Source organism: Reyranella humidisoli (assembly GCF_019039055.1).
GTDB classification, from domain to species: Bacteria; Pseudomonadota; Alphaproteobacteria; order Reyranellales; family Reyranellaceae; genus Reyranella; species Reyranella humidisoli.
This window is the reverse complement of sequence record NZ_JAHOPB010000001.1, coordinates 2,445,207-2,469,309: the sequence shown is the minus strand read 5'-3', so window position 1 is coordinate 2,469,309 and position 24,103 is coordinate 2,445,207. Positions and strand designations below refer to the sequence as shown.

Sequence of the window (24,103 nt, the reverse complement as noted above, 5' to 3'; positions counted from 1 at the left end):
CAACATGGCTGTCCTGCAGGCGTTTCATCCTGCAGCAAAGGAGACCGGAAAATGAACATCGAGGCCCTGCGTCTGACCGCGCGTCTGATCGGGTCGCTCGCCGTGGCGGGCGCCGTGATGCTCACCACCTCCGCGGCGATGGCCGGCGACTGGAAGAAGGGTCGCGGGCACAGGCATCATCATCACTACCATGGCGGTGAAGTCATCGTCGTGCAGCCCGCGCGCCCGGTCTACTACGCCCCGCGCCCCGTGGTGGTTTACCCTGCCCCCGTCTATGCCCCGCCGGTGGCTTACGCGCCCGTCTACGGTCCGGCCTACCCGCGTGGCGGCAACCTCAGCATCGGCATCGACGTCCCGCTGCGTTGATCGCGTCGTTCGACCTCCCCTTGGCGCGCTCGGCCAGGGGCAAGACTCTCGTGCAAAATTCGGACGACGCCCCCGGTTGACGTAAGCGGGCAAATCAACGATTGTCGCGCCCATCATGCTGCGACTGACGACGCTACGACTTATTGGCTGATCCGCCGCCCGACCGGGACAACCGGAAGGGCCCTGCGGATCGCTTGTCGTTCGTCCCTGTTCTTACCCAACCAGTCGCCGCATCCCCTTCATCCATCGCAGTGTTCGTTTGAGCCATACGGCCGTGCGCGGCGCGAGGAGCTACGTCATGTCATCCCAGAATTACCAGAAGCCCATGATGCCGATCGCGGCGGAGAAGTACGTGCCCTTCAAGCCCGTGCCCCTCCCCGACCGCAAGTGGCCGAACGCCGTCATCACCAAGCCGCCGATCTGGTGCGCGGTCGACCTGCGCGACGGCAACCAGGCGCTGATCGAGCCGATGGACTCCGACCGCAAGACGCGGATGTTCAAGCTGCTCTGCGACATGGGCTTCAAGGAGATCGAGGTCGGCTTCCCGGCCGCGTCCGAAACCGACTTCGACTTCGTGCGCGAACTCATCGAGAAGAAGATGATCCCGGATGACGTGACCATCCAGGTGCTGACGCAGAGCCGGCCCGAGCTGATCGAGCGCACCTTCGAGGCCTGCCGCGGCGCCAAGCGCGCCATCGTTCATCTCTACAACTCCACCTCGACCCTGCAGCGCCGCGTCGTCTTCGGCCTCGACTATGCCGGCATCATCGACATCGCCGTGTCGGGCGCGAAACTGGTCAAGCAGCTCGCCGATGCCGATCCGAAGACCGAATGGGTGTTCGAATACTCGCCCGAGAGCTTTACCGGGACCGAGCTCGAGTTCGCGCGCGACATCTGCGCCGCCGTGGCCGACATCTACAAGCCGACGCCGCAGAAGAAGATGATCTTCAACCTGCCGGCCACCGTCGAGATGTCGTCGGCCAACGTCTATGCCGACCAGATCGAGTGGTGCCATCGCAACTTCAAGAATCGCGATTCGATCATCCTGAGCCTGCATCCGCACAACGACCGCGGCACGGGCGTGGCGGCGGCGGAACTCGGCTACATGGCCGGTGCCGACCGCATCGAGGGCTGCCTGTTCGGCAACGGCGAGCGCACCGGCAACGTCGACCTGGTGACCTTGGGCCTCAACATGTTCACGCAGGGCGTCGATCCCGAGATCGACTTCTCGAACATCAACGAGATCCGCCAGACGGTCGAATACTGCAACCAGCTCCCCGTGCATCCGCGCCATCCCTATGGCGGCGACCTGGTGTTCACGGCCTTCTCGGGCTCCCACCAGGACGCGATCAACAAGGGCTTCAAGGCGCTCGACGCGTCGAACAGCAAGGTCTGGGAAGTGCCCTACCTGCCGATCGATCCGGCCGATCTCGGCCGCAGCTACGAGGCGATCATCCGCATCAACAGCCAGTCGGGCAAAGGCGGCATCGCCTACATCCTGAAGAGCGACTACGGCATCGACATGCCGCGTCTCCTGCAGGTCGAGTTCTCCAAGCGCATCCAGCAGATCGCCGACGAGACCGGCAAGGAGATCCAGCCGGCGCTGATCTGGGAAACGTTCCGCAAGGAGTATCTCGAGAACACCTCGCCGGTGGCATTCGACAGCCACACCACCGTGCCCGACCCGGCCCATCCCGACGTGCGTCTTCTCGATGCCAAGGTGACCTTCAACGGCAAGCCGGCCACCATCTCGGGCCGCGGCAACGGCCCGATCGCGGGCTATGTCGATGCGCTGGGCAAGAATTGCGGCATCCAGATCCGGGTCCGCGACTATCACCAGCATGCCACAGGTGCCGGATCCGACGCCCAGGCCGTGAGCTTCATCGAGGCGGAGACGGCCAACGGCAAGGTCCTGTGGGGCGTCGGCATGGACTCCAACATCGTGGCCGCCTCGCTCAAGGCCGTCACTTCGGCCGCGAACCGGGCCGCCGCCGCCAAATAGGCGTGCGCCGAGACGTTGCGAACGATTAGCATTACGGGCGGGGATTTCCCCGCCCGTTCTGTTTTGGAGTGAACGATGAAGATCAGCTCGTCCGTGAAGATTTCCGCCGTCAGCCTCGTCATCGGCGCCGTCATCGGTGCCTGCGCTGCCGGCGCCAACCAGCCCAACATGCAGGCCGCCCTCAGCTCGCTGCAGGCCGCCCGCGCCGAACTCATCCAGGCCCGTCCCAACAAGGGCGGCCATCGCGATCGCGCCATCAGCCTGGTCAACGCGGCCATCAACGAGACCGAGGCCGGCATCGGCTACGCGGGCGACTGATCCGCCTGCTATAGTACGGACATGTCCCCTGTCCGCCCGGGCGCCGCGCCGCCGCCGGCCGCCAATTCCAACATCACCGACCCATCGGGCCTTGGTTCGCCTCACCGGCGGCAGGAAGGGCCGGTCATGCGCGGCGTCCGTCACCTCTGGAACGCCGCGATCTCGCTGATGCTCGGAACGATGATCGGCCTACTCGGCTACCAGTTCGGCGCCGAGGCGGTGGCGCATCTATGGCCCGACCGGGCGATGCTCGCCGACTTCGTGCGGGCCTTGTTCTGGACACTCGGTATCGCCGCCTCGGGCGTGTTGTTCTTCTCCTACTATCTCGACGACACGGGCCGTTAGCGCGTAGAACGGCCCCATGGCCAAAGCGAAAAAGACCGCCCCCAAGTCCTCTCCGAAAAAGCCGGCGAAGCCCGCCACCAAAAAGGTGGTGAAGAAGGTAGCGTCGAAGAAGGTAGCGCCGAAGACAGCCAAACGCCCGCCGCCGAAGCCGGCCAGGTCGCCCGCGCGCAAACCCGTTGCCAAGCCTGCCGTCAAAGCCGCCGCGAAGATCGCGCGGAACACGCACCCCGCTGGCGCGGTCGACGTCAATCTCCTGAGCGACCTGCTGAAGTGGGCGAAGGCCAACGGCGCCGACGCGGCCGACGCGCTCTACGTCAACGGCGAGTCGATCTCGGTGGCGCAGCGGCTGGGCAAGCGCGAGAAGCTGGAGAGCAGCGAGGGCCGCGATCTCGGGCTCCGCGTCTTCGTGGGCAAACGCCAGGCCTTCGTCTCCTCGACCGACTTCGACCCCGCCTCGCTGCGGGAACTGGCCAGCCGCGCCGTCGACATGGCGCGTGCCGTGCCGGAAGACCCGGTTTGCGGCCTCGCGCCGGAAGAACTGCTGGCTCGCTCGTGGCCCGACCTCGATCTCGACGACCGGACACGTCCGACCGCGAAGAAGCTGCTCGCCATGGCCTCCGAGGCCGAGGACGCTGCGCGCGCCGTGAAGGGCGTCACCAATTCCGAGGGCGCCGAGGCCGGCTGGGGCCGCACTTCGGTGATGCTGGCCGCGAGCAACGGTTTCGCGGGCGGTTATCGCCGCAGCGGCTTCTCGCTCTCCTGCTCGGTGCTGGGCGGCGAAGGCACCGGCATGGAGCGCGACTACGAATGGACCAGTGCCGTCCATCTCGAGGACCTGATGTCGGCCGCCAAGGTCGGCCGCAATGCCGGCAAGTTCGTGGTGCGCCGCCTCAATCCCCGCAAGGCGCAGAGCGCGCGCGTGCCGGTGATCTACGACCGCCGCGTCTCGGGCGGACTGGTCGGCCATCTCGCCGGCGCCATCAATGGCCGCGCCGTGGCCCGCGGCACCTCGTTCCTCAAGGACAAGATGGGCGAGCGCGTGTTCGCCGAGGGCATCCGCATCCTCGACAACCCGCTGCGCAAGCGCGGACTGGGCAGCCGGCCATTCGATGCCGAGGGCCTGGCGACGTCGCGCCGCGCCGTGATCGACGACGGCGTGCTCACCACCTGGCTGCTCGACCTCGCGGCCGCGCGCCAGCTCAACCTCAAGCCCACGGGCCACGCTTCGCGCGGCGTCTCAGGCCCGCCCTCGCCCACCACGTCGAACTTCTATCTCGACAAGGGCAAGCTCTCGGTCGCCGAGCTGATCGGCGACATCAAGAGCGGACTCTATATCACCGACATGATCGGCTTCGGTGTCAACGGCGTGACCGGCGACTACAGCCGCGGCGCCTCGGGCTTCTGGATCGAGAATGGCAAGCTCGCCTGGCCGGTGAGCGGCATCACCGTGGCCGGTAACCTGAAAGACATGTTCATGAACATGACGGCGGCCAACGACCTCGAATTCAAGAGCTCGACCAACGCGCCGACCGTAAGAATTGAAGGGCTGACCGTCGCCGGCTCGTGATAAAGTGCCGGGCATGACCTTCATGCCTCACGCACGCATTCTCGCCGCAACGACGGCGCTTCTCTGCGGCACCGCGCTTGTCGCGGCCGGCCCCGCGCAAGCCCAGGATGGCGGCTTCCGCGACTGCCTGAACAACATCAAGGCCGATGCGCTGAAGCAGGGCGTGCCGGCCGCGACGGTCGACCGTGCCTTCCAGGGCCTGACGCCCGACCAGAAGGTGGTCGACCTCGACAATCGCCAGCCCGAATTCTCGCTGACCTATGCGAAGTATGTCGGCGGTACCGTGTCGCTGGACCGCATCCAGAAGGGCCAGCAGAAGATGGCGCAGCATCGCGCCCTGCTCGACCAGCTCCAGGCCGAATACGGCATCCCGCCGCAGTACCTGATGGCCTTCTGGGGCATCGAGACCAACTACGGCACCTACATGGGCGACTTCCGCGTCGTGCGCTCGGTGGCGACGCTCGCCTGCATGACCAAGCGCACCGCCTTCTTCAGCAACGAAACCGTGCAGGCGCTGCGCATCCTCAACACCAACCACATGACCAGCGAGCAGATGCGCGGTTCGTGGGCCGGTGCGATGGGCAACATGCAGTTCATGCCCTCCACCTTCACCAAGTGGGCGGTCGATCGCGACGGCAACGGCAAGATCGACATCTGGAACAGCCTGCCCGACGCCTTCGCCTCGGCCGCGAACTTTTTGCGCGGCATCGGGTTCAAGCCCAGCCTGCCGTCGAGCGAAGAGGTGATGCTGCCGCCGGGCTTCCCGCTCGACCAGGCCGATACCACGGTCGAGAAGCCCGTCAAGGCATGGGCATCGATGGGTGTGAAGAAGATGAATGGCGGCGCGCTGCCGGCCGTCGACGCCGAGGCGTCGATCCTGCTGCCCGCCGGCTTCCGCGGACCGGCCTTCATCATCTATCCGAACTTCAAGGCGGTGATGAACTGGAACCGCTCGACGCTCTACGCGCTCTCGGTCGGCATCCTCGCCCGCCAGATCGCGGGCGGCCCGCCGGTGCAGCAGTCCGCGCCGGCCGACGACGCGCCGATCTCGCGCGACACGGTCATCGACATGCAGAACCGCCTGGCGAGGCTCGGCCTCTACAAGGACGAGACCGACGGGCTGCTCGGCCCCAAGACCCGCTCGGCGCTGCGCCTGTTCCAGCAGCAGCAGGCGCTGCCCGCCGACGGCCACCCGACGCAGGAATCGATCCGCCGCCTCCAGGCAGTGCGATAGAAGCCTTCCCGTCAGGCAGGCCGCAGCAGCCGCACGGCGTCGGCCGAAACGCGGATCGTCACTGGCAGGGACAGGGCATCGTCGCCATCGATCTGAACCGGCTGGCGACGGCTTTCGCCGGCATCGTTCAGGACCGAGATCCTGACCTCATGGCCCGAAACCACGCGATAGCCTGACGTGCGGGGGAGCACACCGCGCACGAGCGCCGCGCCAAAGCGCAGCGCCTGCATCCAGCCCCAGCGCTCGAACAGGCAGACATGCAACAGCGGCTCGCCGAGCGATGCCGCGGGAGCCACCACATAGGGACCGGCATAGTGGCGCGCGTGCGTCACGATCACCGACGCAGCCTCGTAACGCTCGCCGTCGATCGCTACGGCATAGCGGACCGGCCGGTAGCGCCGCGCCTCGACCAGCGAACGCCAGACATAGGCACCCTTGCCCCAGCGGCGCTTCAGCGGAGCGGTGACGCCGGCCACGACCTTGGCGTCGAAGCCCGCGCCCGCCATCAGCGAAAAGCAGCGCGGCGCACCTGCGTCGCTCGCCTGGCCCGGATGCATCAGTACCTCCCGGCCGGCCATCATCGCCTCGGCCAGTGAAGCGGCGCCGGAACCAAGGCCCAGCTCATGCGCCAGCACGTTGGCGGTGCCGAGCGGCACGAGCGCGAGCGGCGGCGCGGTGGCGGCACGTGCGGCGAGACCGTTCACCACTTCGTTGATCGTGCCGTCGCCGCCGGCCACGGCCACGACGCCGTAGCGCGTGGCATCGCAGGTCTCGGCCAGATGCCGTGCATCCCCCGCCGCCCGCGTCTCCACGACATCGACGGTCCAGCCCGCGTCACGCACGCAACGCACCACTGCGTCGACCAGGCCGCGCCGTCGCCGGCCCGCGGTCGGGTTGAGAATGAGAAGGACCGAATGCATCACAGGGGCGAATGTCATCGAAACGTCACAACCGAGACACCTCCACGCAACGGCTCCCTTACACAATCCAAAGCGTACCGTGCAATCGCGCACGACAGATTTTGTGTCGGTCGAGTTCTTTTCCACATGACCGTGCTTCCATGAGCCCCCTCGAGCGAAATGCGCAGCCCGCGCGCCACCGGGCGATCTTCCTGTCCGACATCCATCTCGGCACGCGCGGCTGCCAGGCCGACCTGCTGCTCGACTTCCTCAGGCACAATGAGAGCGAGCATCTCTATCTGGTGGGCGACATCGTCGACGGCTGGCGGCTCAAGCGCTGGTGGTACTGGCCGCAGAGCCATAACGACGTGGTGCAGAAGATCATGCGCAAGGCCCGCAAGGGCACCAACGTGGTCTATATCCCCGGCAACCACGACGAGGCCGCGCGGCAATACTGCCAGCTCACCTTCGGCGACGTGCGCGTGCAGGACGAGGCGATCCACGAGACGCCCGACGGCCGCAGGCTGCTGGTGATCCACGGCGACCAGTTCGACGGCATCGTGCGCTACGCCCGCTGGCTCGCGATCCTCGGCGATTGGGCCTATGCGGCCGCGCTGCGCCTCAACACCCTCTTCAACTGGGGCCGCCGCAAGCTCGGCCTGCCCTACTGGTCGCTCTCGGCCTTCCTGAAACACCGCGTGAAGAACGCCGTGCAGTTCATCGCCGACTACGAGAAGGCGGTTGCAAGCGAGGCCCGCCATCGCGGCGTCGATGGAGTCGTGTGCGGTCACATCCACCACGCCGAGATGCGCACCATCGACGGCATCCTCTACTGCAACGACGGCGACTGGGTCGAAAGCTGCACCGCGCTGGTCGAGGATTTCAACGGCCGCCTGCGCATCGTGCACTGGGCCGAGGAGGTGGCGCGCCGCTCCTCGCGCCTGCCGTTCGCGCCCGTCCAGCTCGCCGCGGAGTAGCCTCTTGCGCATTGCCATCGTGTCCGACGCCTGGCGGCCCCAGATCAACGGCGTCGTGCGCACGCTCGAGACGGTGGCCCGCATCCTCCGGGCGGAAGGCCACGAGGTCGAGGTCTTCGGGCCCGACCGCTTTCGCACCCTGCCCTGTCCGACCTATCCGGAGATCCGTCTCTCCCTGTTTCCCTCGGCGCGCCTCAGCCACATGCTGAAGCTGTTCGCGCCCGATGCCATCCATCTCGTGACGGAGGGTCCGCTCGGCTGGGCCGCGCGCGCCTTCTGCCGGCGTCGCGGAATTCCCTTCACCACCGCCTATCACACGCGCTTCCCCGAATATGTCCGCGCCCGCATCCTCGCGCCGCTTTCGTGGAGCTATGCCTTCGTCCGCCGCTTCCATGCGCCGTCGGCGGCCGTGCTGGTCGTGTCGCCGGCGATCCGCGACGAGCTCGCGGCGCGTGGCTTCCGCAATCTCGTGCCATGGTCGCGCGGCGTCGACATCGCCGCCTTCCGACCGCAGCCACGCGAACAGCTCGAGGACCCGCGGCCGATCTGGCTGTACGCCGGCCGCGTCGCCATCGAAAAGAACATCAAGGCCTTTCTCGATCTCGACCTGCCGGGCAGCAAGTGGGTGGTGGGCGGCGGCCCGCAGCTCAAGTCGCTGCAGAGGCGCTATCCGGATGTCCACTTCTTCGGCTCGGTGGACACCGAGGAGCTGTCGTATCGCTATGCGCAGGCCGATTGTTTCGTCTTTCCCAGCCTCACCGACACGTTCGGCCTGGTGATGGTCGAGGCCCTGGCCTCGGGCGTGCCGGTCGCCGGATATCCCGTACCGGGGCCGCTCGACGTGATCACCGACCCGAAGGTGGGCGCCGTCGACCCCGATCTGCGCACCGCCTGCCTCGCCGCCGTGTCGCTCGATGCGGTGGATTGCCGCCGCCATGCCGAAACCTTCACCTGGGAGAAGTGCGCGCGGCAGTTCCTCGAAACGCTGCAGCCCATTCCCCGCGGTCACTGGCAGAAGCTGCGCCACCGGGTCGTGCCCGACGCCGCCTCATCCTAGCCACCTTTCCGCCGCGTCATTCGGGTTGCGGGTCCGCCCGTGGGAGGGTAATTGCGGCGTCCGCATCGCAAGGGCAGACCGGCATGGCTATCCAGTATTTCGCCAAGGTGACCGCTTCCGACCACGAGACGCTGCAGCGCATCGTGAAGCATTATCCGCTCAGCTCCTATGCCGACTGGCATCTGAAGGAAATGAGCCGCATGTCCGATTGGCGCAGCCGCCGTCACGCCATCAAGATGGTGCCCGTGACACCGGAAGAGTTCGAGGCCTACTGCAAGGAGAGGGGTGTCCCGAGCGACATCATCACCTTCAAGGCGTTCGTCTGCGAGAAGGGCGGCGGCTGATCCTCGGGACGTACTCCGGCTAGGGAACACCGCCCGCCGGTTCGCCGGCCGCGATCCAGGCCTGATAGAGCTTCTTCGTCTCGTCGTTCGGCGGATAGGTGCCGGTGATCGGATGGCCCTGTCCGACGCGGATGGCGACGAACTTCTCCAGCCGCTCCTGCTCGAAGGAATCGCGCGCGACCTCGTCGGCAAGGTGCCGCGGCACGACGATGGCGCCGTCCTCGTCGGCCACGATCACGTCGCCAGGATAGACCGGCACGCCCCGGATGCCGACCGGCACCTGCACCTCGACCGGCCGAAGATTGGCCATGCTGGGCGGCGCGGCGGCCGCGGCGCAATAGACCGGGAAGTCGAATTTGCCGATGACGGGAGAGTCGCGCATCGCCCCGTCGCTCAGCACGCCCGCCAACCCACGCACCTTGAGGCGCAGCGCCAGGATGTCGCCCAGCGTACCGGAGCGCGTGTTGCCCTCGGTCCCGATCACCAGCACCGAGCCCGCCGGCGATTCCTCGATCGCCGTGCGCTGCGCATTCGGCGGATCGCTGGGGCTCGGCGCCTTGTCGATATCCTCGCGGCTCGGAATGTAGCGCAGCGTATAGGCCGGCCCGACGATCCGCGCCGCCGCCGGATTGAGCGGCTTCACCCCGTTTACCGCGACATTGCGAAACCCGCGCTTCAACATCTGCATCGAGACGGTAGCGGTACTCGCATACATGAAGTTCCTGATCGTCTCGGCCGACAGCGGTTCGCTGTTGCTCACGGTGCTTCTCCCCTCACTGTGTCATCCCGAGCGTAGCGAGGGATCCTTCTCTTGAATCCAGAAGATCAAGGATCCCTCGCTACGCTCGGGATGACAGTTTTCATTTCATCAAGGCTCGCGCGTCAGAGCAACGACCCTTGATTGCCGGTGCCGTCGTCGCGACGACGCGGTGAGGCGGGCTGCGGCGCAACCGGCTTCGGCGCACCGGCGCCGTCGGTCACGCGCGCGCCTACATGGCCGTCGCTGAACTGGATTGTGATCGTCTGGCCGGTGCTGGTGCTGGCGGCGGCAAGGACCGGCTGGGCATCCTGGTCGCGGACCAGGGCGAAGCCGCGGTTCAGGACGGAGTGGAAGGAATAGCTCTCCAGCAGCTTCGCGGCCTGGTCGACCTGGCGCTGGCCGTTCACGAGAAGATCGTTGCCGTGGCGCTTCAATCGATCGCCGAGTTGGTCCAGCCGGTCGAAGGCGCGCGCGTACTTCTGCAGAGCGTCGCTCTTGAAGCGGTCGACGGCGCGCGTCAGCGCACGGCCTTCGGCGACCAGCGCCTGTTCCTTGGCGGCGATCACCGCCTGCGGGCTAACGAGACGCGCGGCCGAGAGTTGATGCGCGCGCCGCTCGACGAGCTGGCGGGTCGCCAGCGCGAGACGCTCGCCGCTGACATCGACCCGCTGCTGGCGTTCCTCGATCAGACGACGCGGATCGCCCAGCCCGCGCGCCAGGCCGGCCAGTTCCATCGCCCGTTCGCGCAGCAGGCGCGTCATGCCGCCGACCAGGCGCTTGGCATAGTCGAGCGTCTCGGTCATCAGGTCGGCCCGCACCGGCACCGCCATCTCGGCGGCCGCGGTCGGCGTCGGCGCGCGGCGGTCCGAGGCGAAGTCGATCAGGGTCGTGTCGGTCTCGTGGCCGACCGCGGAGATCAGCGGGATTTCGGAATTCGCGGCGGCGCGCACCACGATCTCCTCGTTGAAGGCCCACAGGTCTTCCAGCGAGCCGCCGCCGCGCGCCACGATCAGCACGTCGGGCCGCGGCACTTTCCCATCCACGGCGAGACGGTTGAAGCCCGCGATGGCCGCAGCCACCTCGCCCGCCGCCTTCTCGCCCTGCACGGAGACCGGCCAGACCAGCACGTGGCAGGGGAAGCGATCGCCGAGGCGATGCAGGATGTCCCGGATCACCGCGCCGGATGGCGAGGTCACGACGCCCACCACTTGCGGCAGATAGGGCAGCGCGCGCTTGCGCTCCGGGTCGAACAGCCCCTCGGCCTGCAGCTTCTTGCGCCGGTCCTCAAGCAGCTTGAGCAGCGCGCCCTCGCCCGCCAGTTCCAGCCGGTCGACGATGATCTGGTAGCGCGAGGAGCCGGCATAGGTCGTGAGCTTGCCGGTGGCGATGACCTCCAGCCCCTCCTCGATCCGGATGCCGAGCCGCGGGATCGTGCCCTTCCAGCAGACGCCGTCGATCACCGCGTTCTCGTCCTTCAGGCGGAAGTAGCAGTGGCCCGAGCGCGGGAAGGACGGCTGGCTGATCTCACCGCGCACGCGCACCCGCGGGAAGGCGGTCTCGATCTCGCGCTTGAGGGCAAAGGAAAGCTCGGAAACCGAGAATTCCGGGACGTTGCCAAGTGTGGGGCTGGGGGGAGCCGGAGAGTCGAAATCATCCATACGGCACTGAACCTAGCCGCTTGTGCCCACGGCGCAAACTGTGGTCAAAGCCTCGCCATGCGAATCCTCGTGGTAGGCGGCGGCGGCCGCGAACATGCCTTGTGCTGGGCGATTTCGGGCTCGCCCCTCTGCACCAAGCTCTACTGCGCGCCCGGCAATGCCGGCATCGCCCAGGTCGCCGAATGCATCGACGACGTCGGCGCCGAGGACATCCCCGGCCAGGTGGCGCTGGCCCGGCGCCTGAAGATCGATTTCGTGGTGATCGCGCCCGACGCGCCGCTGGTCGCCGGCATGGCCGACGCCTTTGCCGACGCCGGCATCAAGGCCTGGGGTCCGAGCAAGGCCGCCGCCCGCCTCGAAGGTTCCAAGAGCTTCACCAAGGAACTCTGCCGCGCCAACGACATCCCGACGGCAGCCTACGAGCGCTTCACCGAGGTGGCACCGGCCGAGGCCTACATAAAGGCGCAGGGCGTGCCGATCGTGATCAAGGCCGACGGTCTCGCCGCCGGCAAGGGCGTGATCATCGCCGAGACGATCGACCAGGCGGTCGAAGCGGTGCGCGACATGCTCTCGGGCAACCGCTTCGGTGCCGCCGGCGCTTCGGTGGTGATCGAGGAATTCATGCAGGGCGAGGAGGCGAGCTTCTTCGCCCTGACCGACGGCGAGCATGTCCTGCCGCTGGTCGCTGCGCAGGACCACAAGCGCGCCTTCGACGGCGACACGGGTCCGAACACCGGTGGCATGGGCGCCTACTCGCCCGCGCCGATCTTCGATGCCGCCATGCAGCAGCGCACGATGGACGAGATCGTGCTGCCGACCGTGCGGGCGCTCGCCCGCGCCGGTACGCCGTTCAAGGGCGTGCTCTATGCCGGCCTGATGATCGACGCCAAGGGGCCGCGGCTGGTCGAATACAATTGCCGCTTCGGCGATCCCGAGACGCAGGTGCTGATGATGCGCCTCAAGTCGGACCTCGTGCCGGCCCTGCTGGCGAGCGCCGAGGGCGGGCTGAAGCATCTCGACCTGCGCTGGTCGCCCGACGCCGCCATCACCGTGATCATGGCGACCAGGGGCTATCCCGATTCCTACCCCAAGGGCAGCGAGATCCGCGGCCTCGCCGAGGCCGCCAGGGTCGAGGGCGTGCAGATCTTCCACGCCGGCACCAAGGCCGGCCCCGACGGCAAGATCCTGGCCAATGGCGGCCGCGTCCTGAACGTCAGCGCCATGGGCCGGACCGTCGAGGAAGCCCGCGCCCGGGCCTACCGCGCCGTGGACCTGATCGACTGGCCCGAGGGCTTCTACCGCAAGGACATCGCCTGGCGGGCACTCAAGGCCTGATCTTTCATATTCCTCTCCCCCGATAGGGGGAGAGGAGTTTGAAAGGCTGGCATGCGCCGCCCCGGGCAGACGCGGCGGGAAAGATGCTTTAGTTTCAAGCCCATGCCTGACGCCCTCTCCGAATCCCAGCGCCTGCTGGCGCAGCTCCGCTTTCCCTGTGGTGACGTACCCGAGCCCGGCGACATCAAGAATGTCGCCCCCGGCATCCACTGGCTGCGCATGCCGCTGCCCTTCCAGCTCAACCACATCAACCTGTGGCTGATCGAGGAGAAGGACGGCTGGACGATCGTCGACACCGGCATCAATTCGCAGGACACACGAACGCTCTGGGAAAAGATCTTCGTCGAGAAGCTCCAGGGCAAACCGGTGGTGCGCGTCATCGGCACGCATCTCCATCCCGACCATATCGGCCTCGCCGGCTGGCTGTGCGAGAAGTGGAATGCCCCGCTCTACATGACGCTGGGCGAGTACATGAGCGCGCAGGCCGCCCGCAACGATTTCGTCGAGAGCGAGGAGACGCGCGCCGCGCATGTCGCGCGCAACGGCGTGCCGCCCGACCGCATCGCCAACTTCCATCGCCACAAGGGCGGCTATGCCAAGGGCGTGGTGCCGCTGCCGACTGCTTTCCGGCGCATGATCCATGCGCATCCCATCACCATCGGCGGCCATCGCTGGGACGTCATCGTCGGCCGCGGCCACGCGCCCGAGCATGCCTCGCTCTGGTGCCCTGAGCTCAACGTGATGATCGCGGGCGACCAGGTGCTGCCCAAGATCAGCACCAATGTCGGCGTCTGGCCCAACGAGCCGCTGGCCGACGCGCTCACCTGGTTCCTCGACGGCTTCTCGCGCTTCCGCCGCCTGCCGGCCGACGCGCTGGTCCTGCCGAGCCACGGCTTTCCCTTCATCGGCCTGCACACGCGCCTCGACCAGCTCGTGGCCCATCACGATGCACGACTGAACGACATGGAACTGGCGATCGCCCGCAGGGGCGCGACGGGCGCGACCGCCTGGGACATGGTCCCGGTGCTGTTCCCGCGCCACCTCGACAACAACCAGATCGTCTTCGCCTTCGGCGAGACGCTGGCGCACCTGCATTGCCTCGAGACTCGCGCGCGCGTGAAGCGCGTCGTGGTCGACGGCGTCCATCGCTTCGTGGCCCTGGCCGACCTGAACACCCTGCCGCCCGCCGACGATTCAGACGGCGTGGTCATGGACATCGGTCAGACCTGACGAAGGCCAGACAGTCACTCGATGCGCGTCGACCTTTTCGATTTTGCGCTGCCGGACGATCTGATCGCCCAGCGGCCCGTCTCCCCGCGCGACTCCGCGCGCCTGCTCGACGTCACAGGCGAAGCGCTGCATGACCGCACCGTGCGGTCCTTGCCCGGCCTGCTGCGCCGCGGCGATCTCCTCGTCTTCAACGACACCAAGGTCATCCCGGCACGTCTCAAGGGCGTGCGACCGGGCAATGGCCTGCGCCAGGACGTGGCGGTCGAGGCGCTGCTGATCCGCGACCTCGGCGAGCGGCGCTGGCGGTCCTTCATGCGGCCTGGCAAGCGGTTGCGTCCCGGCGATACGCTGGTCTTTGCGGACCTCGGAGCCACGGTCCGATCCAAGGAAGAGGATGGCTCCGTCGTTCTGGAATTCGACCGTGAGGGTCACGCCTTTCTCACAGCGCTCGAGCAGGAAGGCGCGGTACCCCTGCCACCCTACATCCGCGGCGGCACCGCCGACGCGCAGGACCGGAAGGATTACCAGACGCTGTTCGCCAGGCACGATGGCTCCGTCGCCGCCCCCACCGCAGGCCTGCATTTCACGCCCGAGCTGATGGCGGCGCTCGCCGACAGCGGCATCACCACGGCGGGCGTCACGCTGCATGTCGGCGCGGGCACCTTCCAGCCGGTGCGCGTGGACGACACCGACACCCATACGATGCATGCCGAATGGGGCGAGGTTTCCCCGGCCACGGCGCGCGCGGTCGAGGCGACACGCATCCTGGGCGGCCGCGTCGTGTCGATAGGCACGACGTCTCTGCGGCTACTGGAAGCGGTGGCCCGTCTGCATGACGGCGCGATCAAGCCGTGGAGCGGCGAGACCGACATCTTCATCACGCCGGGCTTCCGGTTCCGCGCCGTCGACCTGCTGCTGACCAACTTCCACCTGCCGCGCTCGACCCTGTTCATGCTGGTTTCCGCCTTTGCCGGCCTGGAGCGCATGAAGCAGGCCTATGCCCATGCCATCGAGAAGCGATACCGCTTCTATTCCTATGGCGATTGTTGTCTGTTGCGCCGATGAGCCTTTCCTACGAATTGCTGGGCAGCGACGGCGCCGCCCGTCGCGGCCGGATCACCACCGCCCACGGCACGATCGAGACGCCTGCCTTCATGCCCGTCGGCACGGCGGGCACCGTGAAGGCGATGCTGCCGCAGTCGGTCGCCGAGACCGGCGCGGAGATCGTGCTGGGCAACACCTTCCACCTGATGCTGCGGCCGGGCGCCGAGCGCGTCGCTGCGCTTGGCGGACTGCACAAGTTCATGAACTGGCCGGGCCCGATCCTGACCGACTCCGGCGGCTTCCAGGTGATGTCGCTCAAGGAGCTGCGCAAGCTCGATCCCGACGGCGTGACGTTCCGCTCGCCCAAGGACGGCTCGCAGCACCGGCTGACGCCGGAAAGCTCGATCGAGATCCAGCGCCTGCTCGATGCCGACATCACCATGTCGTTCGACGAGTGCACGAGCTGGCCGGCCGAGGAGCCGGAAGCCGCCTTCTCGATGCGGCTCTCCATGAAATGGGCCGAGCGCGGGCGGCGCGCCTTCGTCAAGCGCCCGGGCTACGGCCTGTTCGGCATCGTGCAGGGCAGCGTCTTCCCCGAACTGCGCGCGGAGAGTGCGAAGGCGCTGATCGATATCGGCTTCGACGGCTACGCCGTGGGCGGCCTCGCCGTCGGCGAGGGCCAGGAGCTGATGTTCGGGACCCTCGACTACACGGTCCCGATGCTGCCGGCCAACCGGCCGCGCTACCTGATGGGCGTCGGCCGGCCGGGTGACATCGTGGGCGCGGTGAAGCGCGGCATCGACATGTTCGACTGCGTGATGCCGACGCGGTCGGGCCGCACGGCGCAGGGCTTCACGCGGCGTGGCGAGATCAACCTGCGCAACGCGCGCCACCGCGACGATCCGCGGCCGATCGACGAGCACTGCGCCTGCCCGGCCTGCACGCATCACAGCCGCGCCTACCTGCATCACCTCATCCGCGCCGACGAGATCCTGGGCGCGATGCTGCTCACCTGGCACAACCTTCAATATTATCAGGACGTGATGCGCGGCCTGCGCGGCGCCATCGAAAGCAAGACCCTGGACACCTGGATCGCGTCGTTCGAACGCGACCAGGCGCTGGGCGACATACCCCCAATTCAATAGCGGCACAGTGACGGAGCGTAACGGATGCCGAACGAGGCCCTGGTCGTGGTCGACGTGCAGAACGATTTCTGCGAAGGCGGCGCATTGGCCGTCGCCGGCGCCCATGCGGTCGTCCCGCTGGTCAACCGCCTGATCGGCCGCCACGACCATGTCGTGCTGACGCAGGACTGGCATCCTGCCGGCCACGCTTCCTTTGCCAGTTCATGGGAGGGCGCGGAGCCCTTCTCCAGTATGCGCTTTCCCTACGGCGAGCAGACGCTGTGGCCGGACCATTGCGTGCAGGGCACCCCCGGCGCGGACTTCCACCCCGAACTCAATGTCACCAAGGCGCAGATGATCGTGCGCAAGGGCTATCACACCGGCATCGATTCCTACTCGGCGTTCCGCGAGAACGACCGCATGACGCGCACCGGCCTCGACGGCTACCTGAAGGCGCGCGGCTTCACGAAGCTGGTCTTCTGCGGTCTCGCGCTCGACTACTGCGTCGCCTGGTCGGCGATCGACGCGCGCCAGGCGGGCTTCGACGTCGCCGTGGTGGTCGAGGCGACCGCCGCCATCGACCTCGACGACAGCCGCAAGCGCATGATGAGCGACATGCGCCGCGCGGGGATCAATCTGAACGCCACCGCATAAAGCTTTTTCATATTCCTCTCCCCCGTTAGGGGGAGAGGTTAGGTGAGGGGGTTACAGGCGGTGCGTCGCCCCCTCACCCAGCCTCTCCCCCTATCGGGGGAGAGGAGTCTGAATGAGACGTCAGTACGGCTCGACCTCAAACCCGCTCCAGCGCCAGCGCGATGCCCTGGCCGACGCCGATGCACATGGTGGCGAGCGCGCGCTTGCCGCCGGTGGCCTCGAGCTGGTTCAGCGCGGTGATCATCAGGCGTCCGCCCGAGGCGCCCAGCGGATGGCCGAGCGCAATCGCACCGCCATTGGGGTTCACCTGCTCGGCGTCGTCGCTGAGGCCGAGTTGGCGCAGCACGGCCAGCGCCTGGGCGGCGAACGCCTCGTTGAGTTCGATCGTGTCGAAATCGCCGATGGTCATGCCGAGCTTGGCCAGCAGCTTCTGAGTCGCCGGCACCGGGCCGATGCCCATGACGCGCGGCGGCACGCCGGCCGACACGGTGCCCAGGATGCGGGCGCGCGGCGTCAGGCCGTTGGCGCGGGCGGCGGCTTCCGAGGCGATGATCATGGCGCAGGCGCCGTCGTTCAGGCCCGACGAGTTGCCGGCCGTCACCGAGCCGCCGTCGCGGAACGCCGCGGAAAGCTTGGACAGCGTCTCCATCGTGGTGTCGCCGCGCGGATGCTCGTCCTTCTCGACGATCACCTCGGTCTTGCCCTTCTTCACGCAGACCTTGACGATTTCCCTCTCGAAGAAGCCGCGGTCCTGGGCCGCCTTGCAGCGGCGCTGGCTGCGATAGGCGAAGGCATCCTGGTCGGTGCGGCTGATCTGGTGCTCGGTGGCGACGTTCTCGGCGGTCTGGCCCATCGGGTCGACGCCATAGGCCGCCTTCATGCGCGGATTGACGAAGCGCCAGCCCAGCACCGTGTCCTCGAGCTTCATCGACCGGTCGAAGGCGCCCTCGGGCTTGCCCATCACGTAGGGCGAGCGGGTCATGCCCTCGACGCCGCCAGCGATCATCAGGTCGGCTTCGCCCAGCTTCACGGCGCGAGCGGCGTGGCCGGCCGCTTCGAGGCCCGAGCCGCACAGGCGGTTCACGGTAGCGCCGGCCACCTCGACCGGCAGGCCGGCCAGCAGGCCCGCCATGCGCGCGACGTTGCGATTGTCCTCGCCGGCCTGGTTCACGCAGCCATAGATCACGTCGTCGACCGAGCCCCAGTCGACATTGGCATTGCGCTGCATCAGCGCCTTGATCGGATGGGCGGCGAGATCGTCGACCCTCATGGCACCCAGGCCGCCGTTGTAGCGGCCGACGGGGGTGCGGATTGCGTCGCAAATGAAGGCTTCGGTCATCTTGGGTACTCCCGGACTCAGCAAATCGTTGCTGTCGGGTTAGCACCGGCCACGGCCGCTTGCCAATGGCCCTGCCAATGCCCCTGGGGCAGAGGGGTTATGTGTCTTTAGACGGGGAGGCGGCTGCAGACGGCGTACTGGGCGTAGCCGCGATGGGGCCGTTCGAAGGTGTGGACCTCAATCCCGCCGGGCAGCCGCGCCAAGGCCGTCTCCAGCCCATCGCGAGGCCTGACGTGGAATGTCGCCAGCCAGCGGCGCAAGCCGCCGCGGAACCAGCGTGGCAGCCGCTCCTGGCCGCCGAAATCGACGATATGCAGCTCCCCGCCCGGCTTGAGCCAGAGCACCGACTGGGCGAGCGCCCTCTCCCATTCCGGGATCATCGACAGGGTGTAGGAGAAGAAGATGCGCGAGAAGGCCGGCACACCGAACAGAAGCGCCGGATCGAAGCGCGTGGCGTCGGCGTGGGCGAGGCGAATGCGTCCCGCGAGCCCTTCCCGTTCGACCCGCCGTCGCGCCGTGTCGAGCATCTCCCGCGAAAGATCGATGCCGAACAACGGCGCGGCGGGATGACGATGAGCCACGGCAATCAGGTTGCGCGCGGTGCCGCAGCCGATCTCCAGCACGCGGCCGCCGGCCGGCGGATCCAGGCCCTCGATCAGCCGGTCCCGCCCCAGCAGGTAGTACTTGCGGCTGAGATCATAGACGTGACGCTGGCGACGATAGATCCGGTCCATCAGGCCGGCATGGACGAGCGTTGCACTCACGGCTTCAGCACATAGAGATGGAAGCCGCCGTAGATCGCCGACCGGTCGCGCGCGGTGAAGGCGCGCGAGGCTTCGGCCTCGTAGTGCCACTGGTCGAGCAGCGCCGGCGCGACGCGGCCCGGCAGCAGCGAGGGCCCGGCGGCGGTGCGGAAGATCACGCGCGCGCCCGGCCGCGCGGTGCGCGTGATCTCGTTCCACAGCGCGTTGAGCTGGACGTCGGTCATCCAGTCCTGCGCGTCGAGCAGCACGTAACGGTCGCGAGAGGCGGCGGGGCTGGCGGCGAGATAGTCCGTCACCGAGCGGTTGAGTACCTCGACGCTCGCCGCGCCGCGGCGCACCGCAGGGAAGTTGCCCTCACGCAGATAGGGCGGCAGCGGACCGCTTGCGTCGGGCGCATAGGCGCGGCCGAACGCCTGCCAGGCGAAGTAGTTCTCGGAAAGGCTGAAGCCGCAGGCCAGCCGCTGGACCCGGTCGCGCAGGACGGAGCCCATGTCCCGGCTACCGGCCAGCGCCGCGTACTGCGCCGGCGGAATGCCGAGCCCGTAGAGCGAGAGGCGATTGGAGGTGACCCAACGCACCGCCGCCTTGTCGAACAGCGGCGCGAGCACGCTGTCGAAGTAGCGTCGCTGCCCGTCCAGGGTGCGCGCGACAAGCAGCTCGCGCAGGTCCACGCCATAGGCGCGGGCGGCGACATGGGCGAGGCCGATGAAGCGGCCGAGCACGCCGTGGCGATAGGCGTTGCGCGCGAAGATCGAGATGCGCCGACGCCCGCCCTGCTGCAGGCTGCGGCCTTCCCAGTAGGCGCGGCTCTCGGCATCGAGGTGCGGCGCGATCTCCCGATCGTAGGCACGTGGGTTGGCGCCTGAGTCTGCGGCGCCGAAGAAGCGGTAATAGTCCGACCAGGATGGCAACCGCTGCGCCGCCGTGAGCTTCAGCCGATTCAGCGCGACATGGGCACGACTGAGATCGACGGCGGTGATGCGAGCCGGACTTGCGGTGAGATAGGACAGGACGTTGCAGCCGCCCGACGCGATCGCGACGACATGGCAGTCCGGCGTCAGCGCCATCGCGTCCATGTCGATCTCGGGATCTTCCCAGATCTGGGCGTAGACCAGGCCCCTGAACAACCGCTCGAACAGCTTCTCCAGCAGCCCCTCGCGGGACATGACCTTGTGGCGGCGCACCGCCTGCTTCAGCAGCGAATGACTCTCGGCCCGCGGATAGATCAACCCATCGACTCCGGCTTTACATCGACGAGCCGAGGCTAGTCCCGGTCGGTGCCAGTTTGATGACGACGGCCTGTGAACACTCGACTTGACGGGATTACCGGTTAGGTAGAAGGATCGGAGTCCATGAGCGCCCCAGGTTTCGCTTTGTTCGACACGCCGATCGGCATCTGCGCCATCGCCTGGAGCGGTCGCGGCATCACCGGCCTGCAGCTTCCCGAGCCGACGCCGGTCGCGACGCGCGCCCGCGTGAAGCGGCGCTGGCCCGACGCAGTCGAGGCCGCGTCGGTGCCGGCCGGCGTGCAGCGCGCGCTCGACCGCGTGCAGGCGCTGCTGGCGGGCGGCACCGTCGATCTCGCTGACATCCCGCTCGACCTCGAGGCCGCGCCCGAGTTCCACCGCAAGGTCTACGAGGTGGCACGCACGATCCCGCCCGGCCACACCATGACCTATGGCGAGATCGCGAGGCGCCTGGGCGTGCCGCACGAATCGCGCGAGGTCGGCCAGGCGCTGGGCAAGAACCCGGTCGCCATCATCGTACCCTGCCATCGCGTGCTGGGTGCCGACGGCAAGATGGGCGGCTTCTCGGCCAATGGCGGCGTCTCGACCAAGCGGCGCATGCTGGAGATCGAGGGTGCGCCCGAAGTCGGCGCGGGTCCCCTCTTCGCGGCCCGATGACGGGATTTCCGTTCAAGCCGGCAAAAGCCGTCGCGCATCTCAAGGAAGCCGACCCGGCGCTGGCGGCAATCATCGAAGCCGTCGGCCCGTTCCGCATGCAGCTCAAGGTCTCGCGCAGCCTGTTCGGCTCGTTGGCCGAAGCCATCGTCTACCAGCAGCTTTCCAACAAGGCGGCCGCTACGATCTACGGCCGGGTCGAGGCGCTCTATCCCAGGGCGACCGATGGCTTCACGCCGCGCCACATTCTGAAGACGCCGGACGAGCATCTGCGCGGCTGCGGCCTGTCGCGCGCCAAGGTGCTGGCGGTGCAGGACCTCGCGCGCCGCGTCGACAGCGGCGAACTGCCGACGCTCGACGAGGCACATGGGATTGCCGACGCCGAACTGATCGAGCGTCTCGTGAAGGTGCGCGGCATCGGGCGCTGGAGCGCCGAGATGTTCATGATGTTCCGGCTGGGCCGCCCCGACATCCTGCCGCTCGACGACTACAGCCTGCGCAAGGCCTATGCGAAAGCGTTCAGGAAACGTGCGCTGCCGTCGCCGAAGGCGCTGGAGAAAGCCGGCGAGAAGTGGCGCCCCTATCGCACGGTCGCCAGCTGGTATCTGTGGCGCGTGCTGGATCAGCCGCCCGCGTGACTACACTTTCAAACTCCTCTCCCCCGCTAGGGGGAGAGGAACATGAAGATGCAAACCATGAAACGACGGATCAAATTTCTGGTAAAGGCACGTTCATGTGCCGCCACTGGAGTGACACGTTTGCTGTGACATAATCCAGGCATGGCCCTACCGTTCTCCGATACCGTCGACCGTACCCTCGAACGTCTTCGCACCGCCTTCGTCGATACCGCGCGCGGCGCGCGTGAAGCCGTCGGCGCGCCGCTGCGGCCGGATCTTCCCGATGACGACGTTCCGCGGCTCAAGGGCCGCATCGACGCCTGCCTCGAAGGCAAGGGCGGCGAGACGGCACGGCGCGGGCGCGCGGCCGAGCTGGGACAGGCCTACCTCTCGCTGTCGCCGGCCGGGCGCAAAAAATTCCTGCTGACCCTGGCGCGCGACTATGGCCTGCCGCGTGAGGCCGCGCTGAAGACCGTCGAGAAATGGCGCGCCAGCAAGGAACCGGCGCGGGCGCTGCGCCGGGAGCTGGAATCGCCGGCGGTGCGGCTGCTGCGCGAATTCGTCGGCGTGCCGCAGGGCGTGAAATTCGTGGTCGACCTGCGCGCCGAGCTGCTGGCGCTGGGCAAGAGCGATGCCGCCGCCAAGGCGCTGAGCGAGGACCTGCGCTCACTGCTCGGCGCCTGGTTCGACGTGGCCTTCCTCGATCTCGTGCGCATCGACTGGCGCTCGCCGGCCTCGCTGCTGGAAAAGCTCGTCACCTACGAGGCGGTCCATGCGATCCGCTCGTGGCGCGACCTCAAGAACCGGCTCGATTCGGACCGCCGTTGCTTTGCCTTCTTCCATCCTCGCATGCCCGACGAGCCGCTGATCTTCGTCGAGGTGGCGCTGGTCGACGGCATGGCGGGTAACGTGCAGCGCCTGCTCGACGCACGCGACGAGACGCACGATCCCAAGCGCGCCAACACCGCGATCTTCTACTCGATCTCGAACTGCCAGCAGGGCCTCGCCGGCATCAGCTTCGGCAACTTCCTGATCAAGCGCGTCGCCGATCAGCTTTCTCGCGACCTGCCCAACATCAAGGACTTCGCCACCCTCTCGCCGATCCCCGGCCTGCGCCAGCATGTCGAGCATCGGGCGAAAACCGAGGGCGATGCGATGCTTACCCAGAGCGAGATCGCCTCGCTGGGACCGGTGACGGATGAAGCCTACGGCACCGCCGCCGTCCTCAAGCTGCTGGCGAGGCCGAACTGGTGGGAGGTGCCGGCGATCGACAAGGCACTGCGCCCGATCCTGACGCGCCTCGCCGCCGTCTACCTCACTGCCACCGACAAGGGCCGCGCGCTCGACCGGGTGGCGCACTTCCATCTCGGCAACGGCGCCATCGTCGAGCGGCTGAACTGGCTGGGCGACACCAGCGCCAACGGCTTCAAGCAGTCCTACGCGATGATGGTGAACTACCGCTACAAGCTGTCCGACGTCGACGCCAACCACGAGGCCTACGCCACTGGCAAGGTCGTCGCCAGCCGCGAAGTGCGGGCGCAGACGAAGGGGTAGTTGCCGGGGGCGCGCCACTCCAGTGGCGCGTTCAGGATCAACGAAAAGACGCGCCACGGGAGTGGCGCGCGCCCGGCGTACCTACTTGTTCAGATACTCGAGCTTGAGGCCCGGACGCGGCCATTCGAAGCTGACCAGCTTGCCGGTCATCGAAAGAGTGGCATAGGCCGTGCGCAGGTCCTTGCCGCCGAAGCATACGTTGGTGACCATCGGGTCCGGCAACTTGTGTTGCGTCACCGACTGGCCGTCGGGCGAGATGTCGGAGACGGCGCCGGTGATCAGGGTCGCGACGCAGATGTGCCCGGCCGAATCGACGGCCAGCGAGTCGAACATCTGGTAGCCGCCGAGGCCCGTGACGACGCGGCCCTTCTCGCCCCGATAGGCGCCGTTGGCGTCCTTGATGGTGCCGGGCGCCGACAGATCGAAGGCCCAGAGGCGGGCCGTCGGCGTCTCGACGACATAGAGCGTCTTGCCGTCGGGCGAGAGGCCGCAGCCGTTGGGGCGCTCCAGCGGAAACACCTTCTGCTCGATCTTCGAGCCGTCGGCCTTGGCGTAGTAGACGGCGCCGCGATCGTTGTCGTATTCGCGCGTCTTGCCGAGGTCGGTGAACCAGAAACCGCCGGCATCGTCGAATACCAGGTCGTTCGGCCCGTTCAGCTTGCGGCCATCGCAGCTGTCGTAGAGCGTCTCGAACTTGCCGGTCTCGGGATCGACCACCTGGATCGAGCCGCCCTTGTAAGAGGCGGGCTGCGTGCCCGGGAACAGGCGGCCGTCGGGCCGCTCGATCCAGTTGAAGCCGCCATTGTTGGTCACGTAGATCTTGCCGCCGGGCCCCATCGCCGCGCCGTTCGGGCCGCCGCCCAGCTTCGCGACGATGTGCTGCTTGCCGTCCGGCGTGACGCGGGTGAGCGTCTCGCGCGCGATCTCGACCAGGATGACCGAGCCGTCCGGCATGGCCACCGGCCCCTCCGGGAACTTGAGGCCCGAGGTGATCTCCTTGAACGGCGTCGTCAT

The 24,103-nt window shown here is 67.5% G+C and carries 24 protein-coding genes; 17 read left to right on the top strand and 7 right to left on the bottom strand.

Annotated features, from left to right (window positions below; genetic code table 11):
* The first annotated feature begins 51 nt into the window (after positions 1–51).
* The 6 genes from KQ910_RS11990 to KQ910_RS11965 all read left to right on the top strand — a co-directional run bounded on the left by KQ910_RS11990 (position 52) and on the right by KQ910_RS11965 (position 5,832).
* The gene (locus KQ910_RS11990) at positions 52–366 is read left to right on the top strand and encodes a hypothetical protein (protein ID WP_216960102.1); all 315 of its coding nucleotides are present in this window, start codon (positions 52–54) and stop codon (positions 364–366) included.
* Positions 367–664: 298 nt separating this feature from the next.
* A complete protein-coding gene (leuA, locus tag KQ910_RS11985) occupies positions 665–2,368 on the top strand; it encodes a 2-isopropylmalate synthase (RefSeq protein ID WP_439653320.1) in 1,704 nt (567 codons plus the stop codon).
* Positions 2,369–2,443: 75 nt separating this feature from the next.
* Entirely contained in the window at positions 2,444–2,686 is a 243-nt protein-coding gene (locus KQ910_RS11980; RefSeq protein WP_216960099.1) for a hypothetical protein, read from the top strand.
* Positions 2,687–2,707: 21 nt separating this feature from the next.
* On the top strand, positions 2,708–3,031 hold the full coding sequence (locus tag KQ910_RS11975; protein ID WP_216960095.1) for a hypothetical protein: 324 nt from the start codon (positions 2,708–2,710) through the stop codon (positions 3,029–3,031).
* A gap of 16 nt (positions 3,032–3,047) precedes the next feature.
* Positions 3,048–4,598 carry a TldD/PmbA family protein gene (locus tag KQ910_RS11970; protein WP_216960092.1) on the top strand — a complete coding sequence of 517 codons (1,551 nt, stop codon included), beginning with the start codon at positions 3,048–3,050 and terminating at the stop codon, positions 4,596–4,598.
* 13 nt (positions 4,599–4,611) lie between these two features.
* Complete coding sequence (locus KQ910_RS11965; RefSeq protein WP_216960089.1) at positions 4,612–5,832, top strand: lytic murein transglycosylase; 1,221 nt, start codon at positions 4,612–4,614, stop codon at positions 5,830–5,832.
* 11 nt (positions 5,833–5,843) lie between these two features.
* Here the strand turns inward: KQ910_RS11965 and KQ910_RS11960 are convergent, their stop codons facing one another.
* Positions 5,844–6,770, bottom strand: coding sequence for a diacylglycerol/lipid kinase family protein (locus tag KQ910_RS11960; RefSeq protein WP_216960086.1), 927 nt, complete (start codon positions 6,768–6,770; stop codon positions 5,844–5,846).
* Positions 6,771–6,892: 122 nt separating this feature from the next.
* Here KQ910_RS11960 and KQ910_RS11955 point away from each other — a divergent pair, with 122 nt between their 5' ends.
* From KQ910_RS11955 to KQ910_RS11945, 3 genes are all read left to right on the top strand, one after another.
* Positions 6,893–7,708, top strand: a complete 816-nt coding sequence (locus KQ910_RS11955) for a UDP-2,3-diacylglucosamine diphosphatase (protein WP_229600391.1) — start codon at positions 6,893–6,895, stop codon at positions 7,706–7,708.
* Between the two features lie 4 nt (positions 7,709–7,712).
* The gene (locus KQ910_RS11950) at positions 7,713–8,765 is read left to right on the top strand and encodes a glycosyltransferase family 4 protein (protein WP_229600390.1); all 1,053 of its coding nucleotides are present in this window, start codon (positions 7,713–7,715) and stop codon (positions 8,763–8,765) included.
* An 83-nt stretch (positions 8,766–8,848) separates the two neighbouring features.
* The gene (locus tag KQ910_RS11945) at positions 8,849–9,109 is read left to right on the top strand and encodes a hypothetical protein (protein ID WP_216960081.1); all 261 of its coding nucleotides are present in this window, start codon (positions 8,849–8,851) and stop codon (positions 9,107–9,109) included.
* A 19-nt stretch (positions 9,110–9,128) separates the two neighbouring features.
* Here the strand turns inward: KQ910_RS11945 and KQ910_RS11940 are convergent, their stop codons facing one another.
* Positions 9,129–9,869: a ribonuclease activity regulator RraA gene (locus KQ910_RS11940; RefSeq protein ID WP_216960078.1), complete on the bottom strand. Its 741-nt coding sequence runs from the start codon at positions 9,867–9,869 to the stop codon at positions 9,129–9,131.
* Between the two features lie 122 nt (positions 9,870–9,991).
* Positions 9,992–11,527, bottom strand: coding sequence for an exodeoxyribonuclease VII large subunit (xseA, locus tag KQ910_RS11935; protein WP_216960075.1), 1,536 nt, complete (start codon positions 11,525–11,527; stop codon positions 9,992–9,994).
* A 57-nt stretch (positions 11,528–11,584) separates the two neighbouring features.
* Here xseA and purD point away from each other — a divergent pair, with 57 nt between their 5' ends.
* From purD to pncA, 5 genes are all read left to right on the top strand, one after another.
* Positions 11,585–12,862 carry a phosphoribosylamine--glycine ligase gene (purD, locus tag KQ910_RS11930; RefSeq protein ID WP_216960072.1) on the top strand — a complete coding sequence of 426 codons (1,278 nt, stop codon included), beginning with the start codon at positions 11,585–11,587 and terminating at the stop codon, positions 12,860–12,862.
* A 102-nt stretch (positions 12,863–12,964) separates the two neighbouring features.
* A complete protein-coding gene (locus KQ910_RS11925; protein WP_216960069.1) occupies positions 12,965–14,092 on the top strand; it encodes an MBL fold metallo-hydrolase in 1,128 nt (375 codons plus the stop codon).
* Positions 14,093–14,113: 21 nt separating this feature from the next.
* The gene (queA, locus tag KQ910_RS11920) at positions 14,114–15,157 is read left to right on the top strand and encodes a tRNA preQ1(34) S-adenosylmethionine ribosyltransferase-isomerase QueA (protein WP_216960066.1); all 1,044 of its coding nucleotides are present in this window, start codon (positions 14,114–14,116) and stop codon (positions 15,155–15,157) included.
* Entirely contained in the window at positions 15,154–16,281 is a 1,128-nt protein-coding gene (tgt, locus tag KQ910_RS11915; protein ID WP_216960063.1) for a tRNA guanosine(34) transglycosylase Tgt, read from the top strand. The genes queA and tgt overlap by 4 nt, the downstream gene beginning before the upstream one ends.
* A 24-nt stretch (positions 16,282–16,305) precedes the next feature.
* Positions 16,306–16,914 (top strand): bifunctional nicotinamidase/pyrazinamidase, encoded by a 609-nt coding sequence (gene pncA, locus KQ910_RS11910; protein ID WP_216960048.1) that lies wholly within the window; start codon positions 16,306–16,308, stop codon positions 16,912–16,914.
* Between the two features lie 136 nt (positions 16,915–17,050).
* On the opposite strand, the gene pcaF is transcribed toward pncA, so the two are convergent.
* The 3 genes from pcaF to KQ910_RS11895 form a co-directional block, all read right to left on the bottom strand.
* Positions 17,051–18,253 (bottom strand): 3-oxoadipyl-CoA thiolase, encoded by a 1,203-nt coding sequence (pcaF, locus tag KQ910_RS11905; RefSeq protein WP_216960045.1) that lies wholly within the window; start codon positions 18,251–18,253, stop codon positions 17,051–17,053.
* A gap of 107 nt (positions 18,254–18,360) precedes the next feature.
* Positions 18,361–19,017, bottom strand: a complete 657-nt coding sequence (locus KQ910_RS11900) for a class I SAM-dependent methyltransferase (protein ID WP_369408329.1) — start codon at positions 19,015–19,017, stop codon at positions 18,361–18,363.
* The gene (locus KQ910_RS11895) at positions 19,014–20,243 is read right to left on the bottom strand and encodes a BtaA family protein (protein ID WP_369408377.1); all 1,230 of its coding nucleotides are present in this window, start codon (positions 20,241–20,243) and stop codon (positions 19,014–19,016) included. The genes KQ910_RS11900 and KQ910_RS11895 overlap by 4 nt, the downstream gene beginning before the upstream one ends.
* A gap of 126 nt (positions 20,244–20,369) precedes the next feature.
* Between KQ910_RS11895 and KQ910_RS11890 the strand changes: the two genes are divergently transcribed.
* The 3 genes from KQ910_RS11890 to KQ910_RS11880 all read left to right on the top strand — a co-directional run bounded on the left by KQ910_RS11890 (position 20,370) and on the right by KQ910_RS11880 (position 23,089).
* Positions 20,370–20,921, top strand: a complete 552-nt coding sequence (locus tag KQ910_RS11890) for a methylated-DNA--[protein]-cysteine S-methyltransferase (protein WP_216960042.1) — start codon at positions 20,370–20,372, stop codon at positions 20,919–20,921.
* Positions 20,918–21,556: a DNA-3-methyladenine glycosylase family protein gene (locus KQ910_RS11885; protein WP_216960040.1), complete on the top strand. Its 639-nt coding sequence runs from the start codon at positions 20,918–20,920 to the stop codon at positions 21,554–21,556. The genes KQ910_RS11890 and KQ910_RS11885 overlap by 4 nt, the downstream gene beginning before the upstream one ends.
* Positions 21,557–21,697: 141 nt before the next feature.
* Positions 21,698–23,089, top strand: coding sequence for a malonyl-CoA decarboxylase domain-containing protein (locus KQ910_RS11880; protein ID WP_216960037.1), 1,392 nt, complete (start codon positions 21,698–21,700; stop codon positions 23,087–23,089).
* Positions 23,090–23,170: 81 nt separating this feature from the next.
* On the opposite strand, the gene KQ910_RS11875 is transcribed toward KQ910_RS11880, so the two are convergent.
* The gene (locus KQ910_RS11875; RefSeq protein WP_216960034.1) at positions 23,171–24,103 is read right to left on the bottom strand and encodes an SMP-30/gluconolactonase/LRE family protein; all 933 of its coding nucleotides are present in this window, start codon (positions 24,101–24,103) and stop codon (positions 23,171–23,173) included.